General features: G+C 68.3%; 13 protein-coding genes and 1 pseudogene. 12 read left to right on the top strand and 2 right to left on the bottom strand.

The genetic code is table 11. The annotated features are described in order from the left end of the window. Positions 1–29: 29 nt before the first annotated feature. The 12 genes from AFER_RS08050 to AFER_RS07995 all read left to right on the top strand — a co-directional run bounded on the left by AFER_RS08050 (position 30) and on the right by AFER_RS07995 (position 14,061). Positions 30–1,922: a Stk1 family PASTA domain-containing Ser/Thr kinase gene (locus tag AFER_RS08050; protein ID WP_015798954.1), complete on the top strand. Its 1,893-nt coding sequence runs from the start codon at positions 30–32 to the stop codon at positions 1,920–1,922. Positions 1,923–1,956: 34 nt separating this feature from the next. Further along, entirely contained in the window at positions 1,957–2,394 is a 438-nt protein-coding gene (locus AFER_RS08045; protein ID WP_015798953.1) for an SCP2 sterol-binding domain-containing protein, read from the top strand. Between the two features lie 32 nt (positions 2,395–2,426). Further along, positions 2,427–2,729, top strand: a complete 303-nt coding sequence (gatC, locus tag AFER_RS08040) for an Asp-tRNA(Asn)/Glu-tRNA(Gln) amidotransferase subunit GatC (protein WP_015798952.1) — start codon at positions 2,427–2,429, stop codon at positions 2,727–2,729. Then, on the top strand, positions 2,726–4,165 hold the full coding sequence (gatA, locus tag AFER_RS08035) for an Asp-tRNA(Asn)/Glu-tRNA(Gln) amidotransferase subunit GatA (RefSeq protein ID WP_015798951.1): 1,440 nt from the start codon (positions 2,726–2,728) through the stop codon (positions 4,163–4,165). Before gatC ends, gatA begins: the two co-directional genes overlap by 4 nt. Next, positions 4,162–5,613, top strand: coding sequence for an Asp-tRNA(Asn)/Glu-tRNA(Gln) amidotransferase subunit GatB (gene gatB / locus AFER_RS08030; protein WP_015798950.1), 1,452 nt, complete (start codon positions 4,162–4,164; stop codon positions 5,611–5,613). The genes gatA and gatB overlap by 4 nt, the downstream gene beginning before the upstream one ends. Before the next feature lie 79 nt (positions 5,614–5,692). Continuing rightward, positions 5,693–7,396 carry a dihydroxy-acid dehydratase gene (gene ilvD / locus AFER_RS08025; protein WP_015798949.1) on the top strand — a complete coding sequence of 568 codons (1,704 nt, stop codon included), beginning with the start codon at positions 5,693–5,695 and terminating at the stop codon, positions 7,394–7,396. Positions 7,397–7,564: 168 nt separating this feature from the next. After that, positions 7,565–9,274 carry an acetolactate synthase large subunit gene (locus tag AFER_RS08020; RefSeq protein ID WP_015798948.1) on the top strand — a complete coding sequence of 570 codons (1,710 nt, stop codon included), beginning with the start codon at positions 7,565–7,567 and terminating at the stop codon, positions 9,272–9,274. Further along, on the top strand, positions 9,271–9,843 hold the full coding sequence (ilvN, locus tag AFER_RS08015; protein WP_015798947.1) for an acetolactate synthase small subunit: 573 nt from the start codon (positions 9,271–9,273) through the stop codon (positions 9,841–9,843). The genes AFER_RS08020 and ilvN overlap by 4 nt, the downstream gene beginning before the upstream one ends. Positions 9,844–9,846: 3 nt before the next feature. Continuing rightward, positions 9,847–10,869 (top strand): ketol-acid reductoisomerase, encoded by a 1,023-nt coding sequence (ilvC, locus tag AFER_RS08010; RefSeq protein WP_015798946.1) that lies wholly within the window; start codon positions 9,847–9,849, stop codon positions 10,867–10,869. Beyond that, a complete protein-coding gene (locus AFER_RS08005) occupies positions 10,866–12,101 on the top strand; it encodes a hypothetical protein (RefSeq protein WP_015798945.1) in 1,236 nt (411 codons plus the stop codon). Before ilvC ends, AFER_RS08005 begins: the two co-directional genes overlap by 4 nt. Further along, the gene (locus AFER_RS08000) at positions 12,085–12,726 is read left to right on the top strand and encodes a hypothetical protein (RefSeq protein ID WP_015798944.1); all 642 of its coding nucleotides are present in this window, start codon (positions 12,085–12,087) and stop codon (positions 12,724–12,726) included. Before AFER_RS08005 ends, AFER_RS08000 begins: the two co-directional genes overlap by 17 nt. 36 nt (positions 12,727–12,762) lie before the next feature. After that, complete coding sequence (locus AFER_RS07995) at positions 12,763–14,061, top strand: NAD(P)/FAD-dependent oxidoreductase (RefSeq protein WP_015798943.1); 1,299 nt, start codon at positions 12,763–12,765, stop codon at positions 14,059–14,061. 378 nt (positions 14,062–14,439) lie between these two features. On the opposite strand, the gene AFER_RS12685 is transcribed toward AFER_RS07995, so the two are convergent. Together AFER_RS12685 and AFER_RS12985 are read right to left on the bottom strand one after the other, a co-directional pair. Then, positions 14,440–14,790, bottom strand: a complete 351-nt coding sequence (locus AFER_RS12685) for a plasmid pRiA4b ORF-3 family protein (protein WP_049755418.1) — start codon at positions 14,788–14,790, stop codon at positions 14,440–14,442. A gap of 29 nt (positions 14,791–14,819) precedes the next feature. Continuing rightward, positions 14,820–14,987, bottom strand: a pseudogene (locus AFER_RS12985) (IS1096 element passenger TnpR family protein); the annotation flags it as partial. Between the last annotated feature and the right edge of the window lie 467 nt (positions 14,988–15,454).

Genomic DNA, 15,454 nt, shown 5'->3' with positions numbered 1-15,454 from the left:
GGAGCCCGTTGGTCAGCGTGACGTCGCCGATGGATGACATCACAGGTCGGACCCTGGTTGGTCGCTACGTCGTCCAGCGGCGCCTCGGCACCGGTGGTGCCGGTGTCGTCTACGTCGCGCTCGACCTTCGACTCGGTGCGCCCGTCGCGCTCAAGGTGCTGCGGCCGGAGCTGCGCACCGATGGCACCTTTGTTCGAGAGCTGCGGCGCGAAGCGCAGGTCATCTCGCAGATGCAGCATCCCCACGTCGTTCGTGTGCTCGACCTCCTCGACGTTGGCCCGCCGATCGGGCTCGTGCTCGTGATGGAGTACATGCCGAACGGATCGCTGAAGGATCTCGTCCGCCGTGGTCGCCGTCTCGACGATGCGCAAGTCGCCCGGATCGCCCAAGAGGTCGCGAGCGCGCTGGCTGCCGCCCATGCGCACGGTCTGACCCATCGGGACGTCAAGCCCGGGAACATCTTGCTCGACGAGACGGGCCACGTGCGCCTGGCTGACTTCGGGCTGGTGCGTCACGCATCGGAGACCTCCGGTGGGCGCCACGCCGGCACACCGAGATACGCAGCGCCCGAACAGCTGCGCTCGGCCCTGGGTGCACACGACGAGCTGGCGTCTCGCAGTGAGGCCCCGGCCGACACCTACGCGCTCGGGCTCGTGCTCTATGAGCTCGCCACTGGCTCGTTCCCGTTCGAGGGCGGGTCGATCGAGGAGGTCGCGCGCCAACGCCTCACGAAGGACGTGGTCAACCCTGAGCCCGGACGACAGCTGCTCGACGTGGTGGTTCGCATGACGCGTCGGGATCCCGCCGAGCGACCGGACGATGAGACGCTGCATCGTCTCATCGACGAACTGGTGCGCGCGCTCCCGGCGCCGTCACCGCTACCGCTCGAAAATCCTGCGCACGATCCTGAGGCCGTCCTCGACCCAAGTTCGTTGTCGGTCGCGTTCGTCCCCCCGGATCAGGGCCGCACGGCGTCGCTGACGAGCATCGAGGCACGCCCTCCAGCGCGACGTCGGCGGCGTGTGTGGCTCATGCTGCTCGTCATCGTGGTCGTGGCCGCCCTGGGTGCAACCTGGTACCTTGCCGTTCGACGCCTGAGCGTGCCGCGGCTGGCAGACCTCGAACCTGCCGCAGCACGAGCACGCCTCTCCGAGCTCGGCTTCTTCCGCATTCGGACGGGCGAGACCTACAGCGCCACGGTCGCGCCCGGACGCGTCGTGGGGACCGTGCCTGGTGCAGGGGTTGCCCTCCATCCGCTCGCGGTCGTCGAGATCCTCGTGTCACGCGGCCATGCGCCGGTGGTCGCCCCTGACGTCGTCGGCTTCATCGCCTCCGATGCTCGACGCGCGCTCTCGCGTGTCGGTCTTGGTGTGCGGCTCGATCGGGCCTACTCGGCCACCGTCTCGGCCGGCACCGTGATCCGAGAGCCCCTGGCTGGCCAACGCGTCCGGTGGCACGGCGTCGTCGTGCTGATCGTGTCCGCTGGACCGCCGCCGCGCGCCGTGCCGGCGGTCGCGGGAGAGCCAGAGGCGACTGCAGCAGCCGCCCTCCGCGCGGCTGGATTCGCCGTCACGACGTCGCAGGCGTACTCGACCTCGGTCCCATCGGGCGATGTCGTCAGCGAATCGCCGGGTGCGGGCACGGTGGCTCCGTTCGGCAGCACTGTGGCGCTCGTGATCTCGCAAGGTCCCCCCGACGTCGCGGTCCCGAACCTCTTCGACGACACCTTTGCGCAAGCGGTCGCTGCGCTCCAGGCGGATCACCTGACCTATGGCCAGCTCACGACGCCGGGCGGCCTGTCGTTGAACGGCGTTGCGTCCTACCTCGGCACCTCGGCGGTCGTCGTCGCCCAGGGTGAGCCGGCTGGCACCGAGGTCCCGGTCGGGAGCGCGGTGAACTTGGTGCTCGCCCCGAACTCGTAGGCTGCACGCAGTAACGCCGGTCAGGAAGTGGGGCATGGAGTCGTTCGATCCCGAAATCCTCGAGGGGCTTGCGAAACACGAGTTCTTGTCGCAGGCATGGCTCGAGGAGTTCGACAACCTGACGAGTCGGCTCGGTATCGAGCCCATCAGCGTGTCGGTGCCGCTGCGGATGAACCAGCTGATCAGTGGGACGCCGTTCGGCCCCGAACCGATCACGGCTCACATCGATACCACCTCGGGCATCTTGGAGATCGGCTTGGGCCTCGTGGACGAGGCGGATCTCACCATCACGATCGATTACGAGACCGCCAAGGCCATGTTCGTCGACATGGACCCCCAGCGAGCCGTCGAGGCGTTCCTCGCCGGCCGCGTCACCGTGAACGGTGACATCACGAAGCTGCTCGGGCTGGCGCAGGTCTTCGCGACCCGGGACGAGCGCGTGACGGCGATCCTGCGTGCGATCACGTCTTAGTCGGTCGTGGCCGCGTCGCTAGGATGGCGCGCGTGCAGGACGGCATCTCCACTGAGCAAGTACTCCACGTGGCCCGGCTCGCGCGGCTGCGTCTCGATGACGGTGAACTCGCGCACTACCGCGACCAGCTCTCTGGGGTGTTGGCGCTGATCGACGAGATCGCTCGGCTCGATCTTGCGGGCGTGGCCCCGATGGAGCACGTCCCATCGGAGTCGTCGTCGCTACGCCCTGATGTCGTCCAGGCAAGTCTCGGCCCCGCCGGGTTGGCCAGCGGGGATCGCCTCAACCAGGAGCAGCTGCTGGTGGTGCCGCCGATCGTGGAGCTCGACGCGTGAACTCGGAGGCGATTCTCGATCTGGGGGCGGTCGACATCGCTCGTGCGGTCCGCGAGGGTGCTGTGCGGGCCGAGGAGGTGCTCGAGGCCTACGAGGCGCAGGTCGCGGTCGAAGAGCCCGAGGTCCATGCCTTCCTCCATCTCGACTTCGACGCGGCGCGCCGCCGGGCGGCGGCTGTCGACGCCGCCGTGCGGGCCGGTCATGATCCGGGTCCGCTCGCCGGTGTACCGATCGCGATCAAGGACAACATCGTCCAAGAGGGAGTCCCGACCACGGCGGGCTCGCGGATCCTGGAAGGGTGGGTGTCGCCCTACAGTGCGACGGTCGTCGACCGGGTGCTCGCCGCTGGCGGCGTCATCGTCGGCAAGACCAATCTCGACGAGTTCGCCATGGGATCGTCGACCGAAAACTCTGCCTTTGGGCCGACTCGCAACCCGCACGATCTCGACCGTGTTCCGGGAGGCTCCTCTGGCGGGTCTGCGGCCGCGGTGGCGGCCCGCTTCAGCGCGCTTGCGCTCGGTTCTGACACCGGAGGATCCATTCGCCAGCCCGCCTCCCTCTGTGGCGTGGTCGGCGTGAAGCCGACCTACGGCGCGATCTCACGCTACGGTTTGATCGCCTTCGCCTCATCCCTCGATCAGATCGGCCCCTTCGCGGCGACGGTGGACGACGCCGCGGCGTTGCTGGCGGTACTGAGCGGGCACGACCCGCGTGACGCCACGAGTGCACCCCGCGGCCCGATCGTGAGCGATCCATCCGATCGCGACGTTGCTGGCTGGACCGTCGGCGTGGTGACGGAGCTCGCCGAGACCGCGGATCCGGCGGTGGCGGCCGCGCTCGAGGCGGCCGCCCGCCACCTCGAGCGCCTGGGTGCGAGCGTCGTCTCCGTGTCGATCCCCGAGGTGGCAGCCGCACTCGCTGCGTACTACGTGGTCGCCCCGGCTGAGGCGTCGTCGAACCTCGCGCGCTTCGATGGCGTCCGCTACGGACTCCGCGTCGAGGCGCTCACCACTGACGAGATGATGGTGGCGACACGTTCCGCAGGCTTCGGCGACGAGGTGAAGCGACGCATCATGCTCGGCACCTACGCGCTGTCGGCGGGCTATCGCGACGCCCTCTATGTCCAGGCTCAGCGCGTGCGCACGTGGCTGGCTGCCGGCTTGGCTCGTGCCTTTGCCGATGTCGACGTGCTGATCACCCCGACGTCGCCGACGACGGCGTTCCGCCTGGGAGAGCGGGTCGCCGATCCGGTGGCCATGTACCGGTCCGATGTCTGTACGGTGCCGTCGAACCTGGTCGGTGGGCCTGCGGTGTCAGTGCCCTTCGGCTACGACGCTGATCGCTTGCCGATCGGGATCCAGGTGATGGCACCTGCGTGGGAGGATGCGCGCATGTTGGTGGCGGCGCGAGCGCTCGAGGCGGGAGCCGAGCGATGAGGTGGCCGTGGCTCGAGCGCGGATTCGAGCTCGTGATCGGCCTCGAGGTCCATGTGGAGCTGCGGACCGCGACGAAGCTGTTCTGTGGGTGTGCCAACGCATTCGGGCAGGCACCCAACACGAACGTGTGTCCGGTCTGTCTCGGCCTCCCGGGGAGCCTCCCGGTCGTGAACGCGCGCTGCGTCGAGATCGCCATGGCGGTCGGAGCCGCCCTGGGATCGCGCGTCCAGAGCAGCCAGTTCCACCGCAAGAACTACTTCTACCCGGACATGCCAAAGAACTACCAGATCTCGCAGTACGACGTGCCGATCTGTGCGGGCGGTGCGGTCGAGCTCGATGGGGGTCGACGGATTCGCATCGAGCGGGCTCATCTGGAGGAGGACACCGGCAAGCTCACACACGTGGGTGGAGGGGGCCGCATCGAGTCGGCCGAGCGGACCCTGATCGACTACAACCGAGCGGGCGTGCCGCTGCTCGAGATCGTGTCGGCCCCTGATCTGCGCGACCCTGACGAGGTACGCGCCTACGTCAGCGAGCTCCGTGCGATCGTGGTCGCCGTCGGTGCGAGCGACGGGCGCATGGAGGAGGGGTCCCTGCGTGTCGACGCGAACGTTTCCGTCCGACCGATCGGTTCGGAGGAGCTGCGGACCCGTGTCGAGCTGAAGAACCTCAATTCGTTGCGCTCGTTGCAGCGTGCCATCGCCGCCGAGGCGATGCGCCAGATCGAGAGCTATGAGCGCGGTGAGCCCGTGGTGCAGCAAACGCGCCACTGGGACGAGGCTCGCGGTGCGACCGTCGGCTTGCGGACCAAGGAGGCCGCCGAGGACTATCGCTACTTCCCCGAGCCGGACCTCCCGCCACTCGTGGTCGATCAGGCCGCCGTCGAGGCGATGTCGGACCTACTCGTCGCCTCGCTGCCGCGCACACGCCGTGCTCGCCTCGCCGACGCGGCCGTCAGCCCAGACGTGCGCGAGACGGCGGTGTCGGAGGAGCTGTGGGCCTACACCCGAGTTGCGCTCGACGCCGGACTTCCAGCGACACTCGTTGCGAGGCGAGTCGCCAACGAGATCGCGCAGGTGCGCTCGCAGGGCGTCGAGATCGATCCCGCGCGCGTGGTCGAGGTCCTCAAGGCCGAGGCAGACGGCCTGCTGCTCGCCCAGCAGGTCCGAGAGGTGCTGCGTATCGCTGCCGAGCGTTCGGATCCGATCGAGGCCCTCGTCGCGGCCGTGGCGGGCGGACGGGAAGGGCTCGAAGCCGAGGCTGCGAGGTTGGCAGAGGAGGTCGCGGCGTCGGCGCCCGAGGAGTGGGGGCGCTTCGTGGCGGGCGACGCCAAGATCGCGGGGTTCCTCGTAGGACAGGTGGTGCGCCGTTCGGGTGGTAAGGTCCCTGGTCAGCTCGCCCGCCGTGCGCTCGACGAGCGCGCCTCGTCGGAGCGTAGTTCGACGTAGGGTAAGCGGTTCGGGCGGGCCCGCACGGCAAACGAGCTGTCGGCGTTGTCGCCGACGTCGCAGAGCAGGGGGTGTCAACGTGGAGCGGCGGCAGCTGAAGGTTCGGAGCCGGGACGTCACCGAGGGGCCGACGCGAGCACCAGCGCGCGCGATGCTTCGCGCGGTTGGGCTGGTCGAGGAGGACTTCGACAAGCCGCAGATTGCGGTCGCCTCATCGTGGAACGAGGTGACACCATGTAATTTGCCGCTCGGTGAGCTCGCCAAGCGGGTCAAGGCTGGCGTGCGGTCAGCCGGCGGCGTGCCGCTCGAGTTCGCAACCATCGCGGTATCGGACGGCATCTCCATGGGTCATGAGGGGATGCACTCGTCCCTCGTGTCGCGCGAGGTCATCGCGGATTCGGTGGAGCTCATGGTGCACGCCGAGCGCATGGACGGACTCGTGACGCTTGCCGGGTGCGACAAGTCGCTCCCCGGCATGATGATGGCCGCGGCACGGCTGGACCTAGCGAGCGTGTTCGTCTACGGCGGCTCCATCCTCCCGGGTCATCTGAAGGATCAGCGGCTCGACATCGTCTCGGTGTTCGAGGCGGTCGGTGCATATGCTGCCGGACAGATCAGCCAGGACGAACTGAGCGCGATCGAGCGCAACGCGTGCCCGACGCCCGGTTCGTGCGCGGGTATGTACACCGCCAACACCATGGCCTCGGTGTCCGAAGCGCTGGGCTTGGCGCCGCTCGGGTCGGCGTCCGCGCCAGCGGTGGATCGCCGTCGTGCAGACGCGGCGTTCGAGGCGGGCGAACTCGTCATGCGCCAGCTCGAGCTCGGGATCACGGCGCGACGCATCCTCACCAAGGAGGCCTTCGAGAACGCCATCGCAACCGTCATGGCGCTCGGCGGGTCGACGAACGCCGTCTTGCACCTGATGGCGATCGCGAACGAGGCCCGTGTCGAGCTGCGGCTCGATGACTTCAACCGGATCGCCGCGAGGGTTCCGCACCTCGCCGACACCAAGCCGCACGGCAAGTTCTACATGACCGACATCGACCGCGTCGGCGGGGTCCCGGTCGTGCTGCGTGAGCTGGCCGAGGCGGGTCTCGTCCACACCGACGTACTCACGGCCACGGGGCGAACCCTCGGTGATGAACTCGATGCGTATGATCCGCCAGCGGCCGATGGAGTCGTGATTCACCGTCTCGACGACCCGATTCATGCCGTCGGGGGTATCGCCGTGCTGACGGGAAGCCTCGCGCCGCGCGGATCGGTCGTGAAGGTGGCCGGCATCGACCAGGATGTCTTCGAGGGGACGGCCCGGGTGTTCGACCGCGAGGAAGCTGCCCTGACCGCCATCTTGGCCGGGGAGATCCGCGCTGGCGACGTCGTCGTGATCCGCTACGAGGGCCCGAAGGGCGGGCCCGGCATGCGCGAGATGCTCGCCGTGACCGGTGCGATGAAGGGGGCGGGACGCGGTTCGGACGCGGCGCTCGTCACCGACGGTCGCTTTTCGGGGGGCACCCATGGACTGTGCGTCGGTCACGTGGCTCCCGAGGCCGCCGACGGCGGCCCGATCGCGCTCGTGCGCGACGGGGACCGGATTCGCATCGACGTCCCGAACCATGCGATCGATCTACTCGTCGCCCCGGACGAGCTTGAGCGACGACGAGCGTCGTTCGCGCCCTTGCCCCCTCGCTACACGAGCGGTGCGCTCGCGAAGTTCGCGGCGCTCGTGCGCGGTGCCGATGTTGGGGCGGTGACCTCGGCAGGATTCGACGACGACTCGCGCTAGGTTGGGTGCCATGGCGACGAATTCGCTCGTACTCCTTCGCTAGGGCACGGCGTCCTCCGTCGTCGTGCCCATCGGACCTCCCTTGCGGGAGGTCTTTTGCTATCCGGGTCGCGGTAGACGGTCTGAGGAGGAGTTGGCGGCGAGCGCCGAGCACAAGGGGGTCACGACATGCGGTTGACGGGAGCACAGGCGCTGGTGCGCGCCCTCGAGATGGAGGGCGTCGACGTGGTCTTCGGGTTGCCGGGGGGCGCGATCCTTCCGGTCTACGACCCGTTGCTCGATTCCCCCATCCGGCATGTGCTCGTGCGTCACGAGCAAGGTGCTGGCCACATGGCGGAGGGCTATGCGCAGGCGAGCGGTCGTCCGGGCGTCGCCATCGTCACGAGCGGTCCGGCGGCGACCAACATCGTGACGGCGGTCGCCGACGCCGCGATCGACTCCGTGCCCATGGTGGTGATCACCGGCCAGGTCCCGACCGGGGCGATCGGCTCTGACGCCTTCCAAGAAGTCGACACGACCGGCATCACCATGTCGGTCACGAAGCACAACTGGCTCGTGACCGACCCGGCAGACATCCCGCGCGTGGTGGCGGAGGCGTTCCACGTCGCCACCACTGGACGTCCGGGCCCCGTGCTCATCGACCTCCCGAAGGATGTCTCAACTGGCGAGCTCGAGTGGTACTGGCCGCGCCGTCTCGACCTGCCCGGGTATCAGCCCGTGACCAAGGGCCACCCCAAGATGATCGAACAGGCTGCGGCGCTCATCACCGCGGCTCGGCGGCCGGTCATCTATGCGGGGGGCGGCCTGGTCCGTGCGGGGGCCGAGCGAGAGCTCCGAGCGCTCGCGGAACGCACAGGTATCCCGGTGGTGACCACCCTGCTCGCTCGGGGCATCATCCCCGACGACCATCCGCTCGCGCTCGGCATGCCTGGCATGCACGGCACCTATGCCGCCGTCATGGCCATGCAGCGCGCTGACCTGCTCATCACCCTTGGAGCACGCTTCGACGATCGCGTGACCGGCCGTGTCAGCGCGTTTGCTCCCGAGGCGAAGGTCATCCACGTCGATGTCGATCCGGCCGAGTTGGGGAAGGTGCGCCGTGCCGACGTACCGATCGTCGGGGACCTGCGCAACGTCTTGCCGGAGCTGCTTCGGCGCTTGCCGGCCGAGCCGGCCGACCTTGGGGCCTGGCGTGCGACGATCGCCGAGTGGCAGCAGCGCTATCCGCTGTCGTACGTCCCGAGCGAGCCAGGCTCTGCGACGAAGCCCCAGTTCGTCGTGGAGCGGTTGCGAGCATTGACGCCGGACGACACGATTTTGGTGGCTGGCGTGGGTCAGCATCAGATGTGGGCCTCGCAGTTCTGGACGTTCCGTGCGCCACGCCAGTGGATCAACTCGGGTGGGCTCGGGACGATGGGTTTCGCCGTGCCGGCGGCGGTCGGCGCCAAGGCTGCCCGGCCTCGGCAGATGGTCTGGGCGATCGATGGTGATGGCAGCTTCCAGATGACGGCGCAGGAGATCGTCACCGCATCGGCAGAGCGCATCCCGATCAAAGTGGCCATCTTGAACAACGGCTATCTCGGCATGGTCCGTCAGTGGCAGGAGATGTTCTACGACGAGCGCTACAGCGAGGTCTATCTCTCGCCGGACCTGCCCGACTACGTGCGCTGGGCCGAGGCGATGGGGGCGGTGGGCATGCGGGTCGACGCCCCCGAGGAGGTCGACGCTGCCATCGAGAAGGCCAACGAGGTGGACGACCGGCCCGTCGTCATCGACTTTCGGGTCGATACCTTCGAGAAGGTGTACCCGATGGTGCCGGCCGGAGCATCGAACGATGACATCGTGCTGCCGCCTCACCTCGTGGGGGATGGTCGATGAGCGCCTCGTCGAATCTGGTCCCCATCGGCGCAATTCGCCAGCCCGTCCACGGGCGGCACCATATTCTCTCGGTCCTCGTCGAGAACAAGGCGGGGGTGCTCGCTCGGGTCGCGCTCCTGTTCTCACGACGGGGGTTCAACATCTACTCGTTAGCGGTCGCACCCACGGACGACGAGCGCTTCTCTCGGATCACCATGGTCGTCGACGTCGAGACCGCGCCGCTCGAGCAGATCACGAAGCAGCTCCACAAGCTCATCAACGTCCTCAAGATCACCGAGCTCGACCCGTCGGACGCCGTCGAGGTCGAGTCCATGTTGGTGACGATCGTGGCCGAGGGTGGGTCCCGGTCACGAGCACTCGAGCTCGCCGAGTTGTTCCGCGGCCAGGTGCTCGACGTGAACGCCGAACGGCTGACCTTGATGTTCGCGCTCGCGCCGTCGGCACTTGACGACGTCGAGGCGCTCCTTGGAGAGTTCGGGATCGTCGAGGTGCAGCGCAGCGGTAGGATTGCGCTGGCCAGACTACCCAAGCCAGTCAGACGAGTGGCACGACGAGGAAAGGTGAGCTGACGCGTGGCTCAGATGTACTACGACAAGGACGCGAATCCCGCTCTCATCACTGACCGGCGCGTCGCCATCATCGGCTACGGGTCCCAAGGTCATGCGCACGCGCTGAACCTGCTCGACTCGGGGGTGCCGGTACGTGTGGGGCTCCGCGAAGGGTCCGCGTCGGCCGACAAGGCCCGTGCCAGTGGACTCGAGGTCTCCAGTGTGGCCGACGCCGTTCGCTGGGCCGATCTCGTCATGCTGCTCGTCCCGGACACGACGGCGCCGACGTTGTGGCGCGAGCAGGTTGCCCCCAACCTCCAGCCCGGGAGCGCGGTCGCGTTCGCGCACGGCTTCAACATTCGCTTTGGATTGATCGAGCCCGATCCGAGCGTCGACGTGATCATGATCGCCCCGAAGGGTCCGGGCCACTTGCTTCGCAGAACCTACGAGGAGGGCGGCGGGATCCCGTCGCTCATTGCAGTCGCCAACGACGCCAGTGGTCGCGCCCACGACACGGCGCTCGCGTACGCCTGGGCGATCGGATCGACGCGTGCCGGTGTGCTCGACACCACCTTTGCCGAGGAGACCGAGACCGACCTCTTCGGTGAGCAGGTCGTGCTGTGCGGTGGACTCTCGCAACTCGTTCGCGCAGGGTTCGACACGCTCGTGGAGGCTGGGTATCAGCCAGAGAGTGCCTACTTCGAGTGCCTGCACGAGCTCAAGCTCATTGTCGATCTTCTCTATGAGCACGGCTTGTCTGGCATGTGGTTCTCGGTGTCAGAGACCGCCGAGTATGGCGGCCTGACCCGCGGACCGCGCATCGTCAACGACGAGACCAGAGCCGAGATGCGTCGCGTGCTCGACGAGATTCGCTCCGGAGCGTTCGCCTCCGAGCTGGTCGACGAGATCGCGGCAGGCCGCCCCCGTTTCGAGGCCTTGCGGCGTGAGGCGCGCGAGGCCCAGATCGAACAGGTTGGTCGAGATCTGCGCGCAATGATGCCGTTCCTGGCGTCGGCGACCAAGCTCGACCAGGTCTCGGGTGGGTGAGCCCGAGAGCACTGGTTCGCCCCGGTCTCTGGGGGCTCGTGACGCTCGTCGTCGGGGAGGCCGTTCTCGAGCGTGATCTCCACCTGCTCGGCGGTGACAGCCTGGCTTGGGTGGCACGAGTCGTCGCGGCGACGGTGATCGCGCTCGTGGCGATCGGGATCGCGATGCCAGCCGCGGAGCACGACAGCGCGCGCTCGGTCGCCGCGGAGCTGATCGTTGGCGTGGTTGCGGGGGCCGCACTCGTGCTCCCGCTTGCCCATGGACATCGCTCGGACGTGGTTCGCGGGACGTGGATTGCGGTTGGCGTCTCGCTCGGCGCCGTGCTCGGGATCGTTCGCCGGGGTGCGCGGAGTCGGCGTCGTGCGGTGATCGTCGGCATGCTCGTGATCGCTGTCGTGGTGGCTGGTCGCGTCCCGAGCGGTGCGCTCGCTGCGAGCGTCGGTGCATGGCTGTTGGGTCGCACCGATGCCGTGGCGGTCGTCGGCCTCGGGATCCTCGCGCTCGCGTTGCGCATCGGCGTCGGGCGCCTTGACGTGCGGCCGTCGGGACCACGTCGCGGTGCCGATCGACCGCACGGTGTCGTGGAGGCGGGCCTGCTGCGTGCCCCGATCGCCACGAGTACATGGCTCGGCCTCGGACGCGGTCGTGCCGCGGCCGGTGTTGCGCTGCTCCTAGCGGGGACCGCGACCGTTGCGGGGCTGGCGGCGCTCGTACGTGGCGACCCTGCGGGCGCGGTGCCGGTGGTGGTCGGGGTCCTCGCGCTCGGTCTCGTCGTTGGACGTCCGCTCGGGGGATTCCTCGACTCGCGAGGGCTCGTTGCCCTGCTGCCGGTGCGTCGATCGCGCGTCGTTCGGGTGAGTGCGGCAGCGGACCTCCTCGTCCTGGCCGTCGCTGTGCTAGCGGGTGGTCTGCTCGCTCCGGTGCCGCTCGGGCTTGCGTCGTCGGTGGTCGTGGTCGGCCTCGTCGGCATCGCTGCTGCCACGACCGGTGTCGCGTGCGTCATCGCGGTGCTCCATGATCGCGACGTGTGGACTCGGAACCCGGTCATCCCGATCGTCGCCATGCTCGCTGGCGCGCTGTTCGTGACGGCCCCTGCCGTGCAGGCCAACCTCGGCCTCGCGCAGCACGCGCTGATCCTCGAGGATGTGGCCGCTGCGGCCTCGTTTGGTGTGGTCGTCGGTCTCGCGGGCGTGTCGTTCGCGAGTTGGTGGGGCCGTGACTCGCGAGCGTGATGCGCTCCTCTGGGGCGAGGGGCAGCTCTGGCAGCCTGGCGGTCCGGTGTCACTGACGGAGCTGACGCTCGTGGGGAAGGAGCGGGCCGTGCTTGTGCTCGAAGACCCCGGCGCGTTCTTTGAGCTCGCTCGTGGTGACACGGAGGCCGGCGGGGCGCTTCGTGTGCGGGGTGCGCGGCTTGGGACGCTCGAAGGCCGCGCGATGGGTGCGGTCGCGGCTCGCGATTTCGAGCCGGTGGAGGGCCTGACGGTCGCCGAGCACCTCGTGCTCGCCGTCAGGCTCGCGCGCCGAGTCGGTTCGGCGCCGGTTCCCTCGTTCGCGGACGTGCTTCGGGCAAGCGGATTGGAGGGGCGAGACGGCGCCGTCGCGGTCGATCTCTCACCGCGTGCGCGCGCGCGACTCGAGCTGGCCATGGCCCTGGTCCGCCCGGCGGTCGCGAGGCTGTTGTGGGTCGAGGACGCAGACGTGGTGCCGGAGGTGTTCGATCGCGTCCTTCGCGAGTCGATCGGGGGCGCAGTCCTCGTCGTCGGTCGACGTCCAGTCGAGGTTTCGGGAGCGGTGCGCTTCGCGGTTCAGGGCTCACGGCTGACTCGGGCCACGCGACCTGGGCGGGGTTCCTCGTAGACTCTCCAGCGAGCGGGCACGATGTGAGGAGTTGCGATGGTCAAGACCGTGGATCAGGATCAGTCGACACAATCACAGTCCGGTGACCTGCGCCAGGGTTCTCGTCCACGGGTGGTCGTGGTGGGTGCGGGCTTTGCGGGATTGGCCGCGATCGAGGTCCTTCGGGATGCGCCGGTCGAGCTGGTCGTCGTGGATCGCCACAACTTCACCACGTTCCAGCCGTTGCTCTACCAGGTCGCGACTGCGGGACTGAACGCCGGTGACGTCGCCTATCCGTTGCGCACCGTGTTGCGCAGAGCGCGTCACGCGCACTTCATCCAAGGGACGTTGGCCGAGGTCGACGCTAAGCGTCGCTTCATCGGACTCGAGGATGGTCGTATCGTCGACTACGACTACCTCATTCTCGGGATCGGGGCGAGCGCATCGTTCTTCGGCATCCCGGGTGCGGAGGAACGGTCCCACACGATCTACACGCTGGACGCCGCCGTCGACGTTCGGAACCATATCTTCCAGCGCTTCGAGTATGCAGCGAGCCACGGCGTGCACGACGGCGTGCTGACCTTCGTCGTCGTCGGTGGTGGCGCGACCGGCGTCGAGCTCGCAGGCGCGATCGCTGAACTCGCACATCGGGCGCTCTACACCGATTTCACCATGCTGGGGCCGGACGACGTGAAGGTCGTCCTGATCGAGCAGCGTGGGCGTCTCCTCGAGGCGTTCCACGAGGATCTCTCGGAGTACGCCCGTCGAGAGCTGCGAGCGCGTGGCGTGACGGTGCTGCTGAACGAGACGGTCGAGTCGGTTGAGGAGGGCTTGATCGTCCTCAAGAGCGGACGTGAGATCCGCAACGGGCTCGTGCTGTGGGCTGCAGGCATCGCCGTTCCGCCGGTGGTGTCGAAGCTCGGTCTGCCCACGGGCCGCGGTGGGCGCATCATGGTGGGCTCGGATCTGCGCGTCGTCGGATCGGATCGGATCTTCGCGGTCGGGGACGTCGCGCTGTCGACGAATCGTGACGGCGCGCCCTTGCCCCAGCTCGCGCAGCCCGCCCTGCAAGGAGGCGAGCACGCAGCACGCCAGATCCTCGCCTTGCTCGCTGGTAGCGAGACGGAGCCGTTCCGCTACCGGGACAAGGGCATCATGGCGACGATCGGACGCCGCGCTGCCGTCGCGGAGCTTGCAGGAGGCGTGCGGCTTCACGGAACCCCCGCATGGGTCTCGTGGCTGCTGTTGCACGTCGCCTTTCTCCTTGGTTCGAGGAACAAGGCGTCCGTGCTCATGAACTGGTCGTGGCACTATCTGTCGTGGGGCAAGGGCCCGCGGGTCATTCTGGGGGGTTAGACCGCAGCTCGAAGGCGGCATCGAAGGGAACGAGCTCGCTCGTGGGAACTAGCGACGAGGAACCGCCGATGTCGGGGACGCATCCGGCTGAGCGGTTCGGCGACGACGAGTGGCCTCGCGCCGGGCGCCCTGTCGCGGTCGTGGGTTGAAGATCGCCTGAACGGTGGTGGGCTCGGGAGCACGACGGATCGAACGTGCGGTCGCTTCGAGCGTGCCGAGTCTTGGCGTGGGAGCGCACCAGACGCGTGGTTGGCGGTGGCGCGAGTTGACGTCCGTCAGGCTGGCCAGGCCTCCACGAACCTGTGGCAGCCCCGTGAAGGCCTGCGGTGTGGGTCGCCTATCTCTCGACCTGGCTATCCCGCCACGCAATGGGTCGTCTCACCATTGGCGCAATGCGCGCAGCGTCCGCACGTGCTCGTCGAAGTCCGCGGGGTCGAACGCCTCGGGATCGAAGAAGTCGCCCACCCAGTCGCGGTATTCACGGTGCCGAGGTTCCGCGCGGTCGGCTCGGACCTCGAGGTGTTCCGCGTACCCGAGAGGCTCGCCGCAATCCTCGGGCTGTCCGCCGCGGCGCCCGTCGATGCTCGCAAGGTAACGCCTGTCGGGTTCGGCGGGGAACCCCTTCTCGATGAGGACATCCTCTCGCCAGTCGTCGCCGAAGTCGTAGCGGTCGAGGAACCGGCTGTCCTCGCCGGCCACCCGAGAGAGGCGAACCCGTCGATCGGCCACCCGCGGTCCGTGTCCCAGTCGTCAGCCATGTCCGGCATCGCATAGCGCACGCCATCGTTCTCGAACTCGTGCACGTGGGCGTCGGCCCACCCCAGGGCTGCCTGCATGTCGTCATGGAGCACTGAGAGCGTCGTCCCACCGGGCACGAGGGGTCGTCGCCAGGCGGGCGGCTCGATGTCGCGCAGTGTCGGCTGGATCTGGTAGGCGACCCGTCTCCGGGAACGAGCGACTCGCCGGGACCCTGAGTGGCGACATCACCTTCTGGCATTTCGTGGGCGCTTCTACGTTCTCGAGCCAACGGACCATGGCGTTCGGAGTGCGCGCCGACGCGCGCTGGCCGATGGATGCCGCCGCCGGGTGTGTGCCTTCAGCCCACGTGCTGGATGGCATTGCACTGCAGGCGTCTACGCCGCAGCTTCGGTCGCCTCGGGGCCGTCCCTCTTGGCGTGGTGTGGGGGGCGAGGGCTAGGTGTTGGTGTGTCGCGCCGAGTTCGATCGTGAACGCCGATCTCCCTGAAGGAGTTGGTGGGTTCGGCCGCGAGGATCGAGGTCTCGACGAGCCTGGTCCCGGGGCGAGTGACAGCACTGTGCTGCCCACCGAGGTGGCCGGGTGAGTCACCCAAGCTCGCATTGGGGGCGCGACGCCAGCGGCGAGAGCCGCGTT

Origin of the sequence: Acidimicrobium ferrooxidans DSM 10331 (assembly GCF_000023265.1) — a bacterium.
Taxonomy (GTDB): domain Bacteria; phylum Actinomycetota; class Acidimicrobiia; order Acidimicrobiales; family Acidimicrobiaceae; genus Acidimicrobium; species Acidimicrobium ferrooxidans.
Note: the sequence above shows the minus strand (reverse complement) of the source record. Positions and strands in the feature narration are given on the sequence as shown.

Coding starts and splice junctions, on each gene's coding strand:
- AFER_RS08050 (WP_015798954.1), top strand. CDS start 30: ATGGATGACATCACAGGTCGGACCCTGGTTGGTCGCTACGTCGTCCAG.
- AFER_RS08045 (WP_015798953.1), top strand. CDS start 1,957: ATGGAGTCGTTCGATCCCGAAATCCTCGAGGGGCTTGCGAAACACGAG.
- gatB (WP_015798950.1), top strand. CDS start 4,162: ATGAGGTGGCCGTGGCTCGAGCGCGGATTCGAGCTCGTGATCGGCCTC.
- AFER_RS08020 (WP_015798948.1), top strand. CDS start 7,565: ATGCGGTTGACGGGAGCACAGGCGCTGGTGCGCGCCCTCGAGATGGAG.
- ilvN (WP_015798947.1), top strand. CDS start 9,271: ATGAGCGCCTCGTCGAATCTGGTCCCCATCGGCGCAATTCGCCAGCCC.
- AFER_RS07995 (WP_015798943.1), top strand. CDS start 12,763: ATGGTCAAGACCGTGGATCAGGATCAGTCGACACAATCACAGTCCGGT.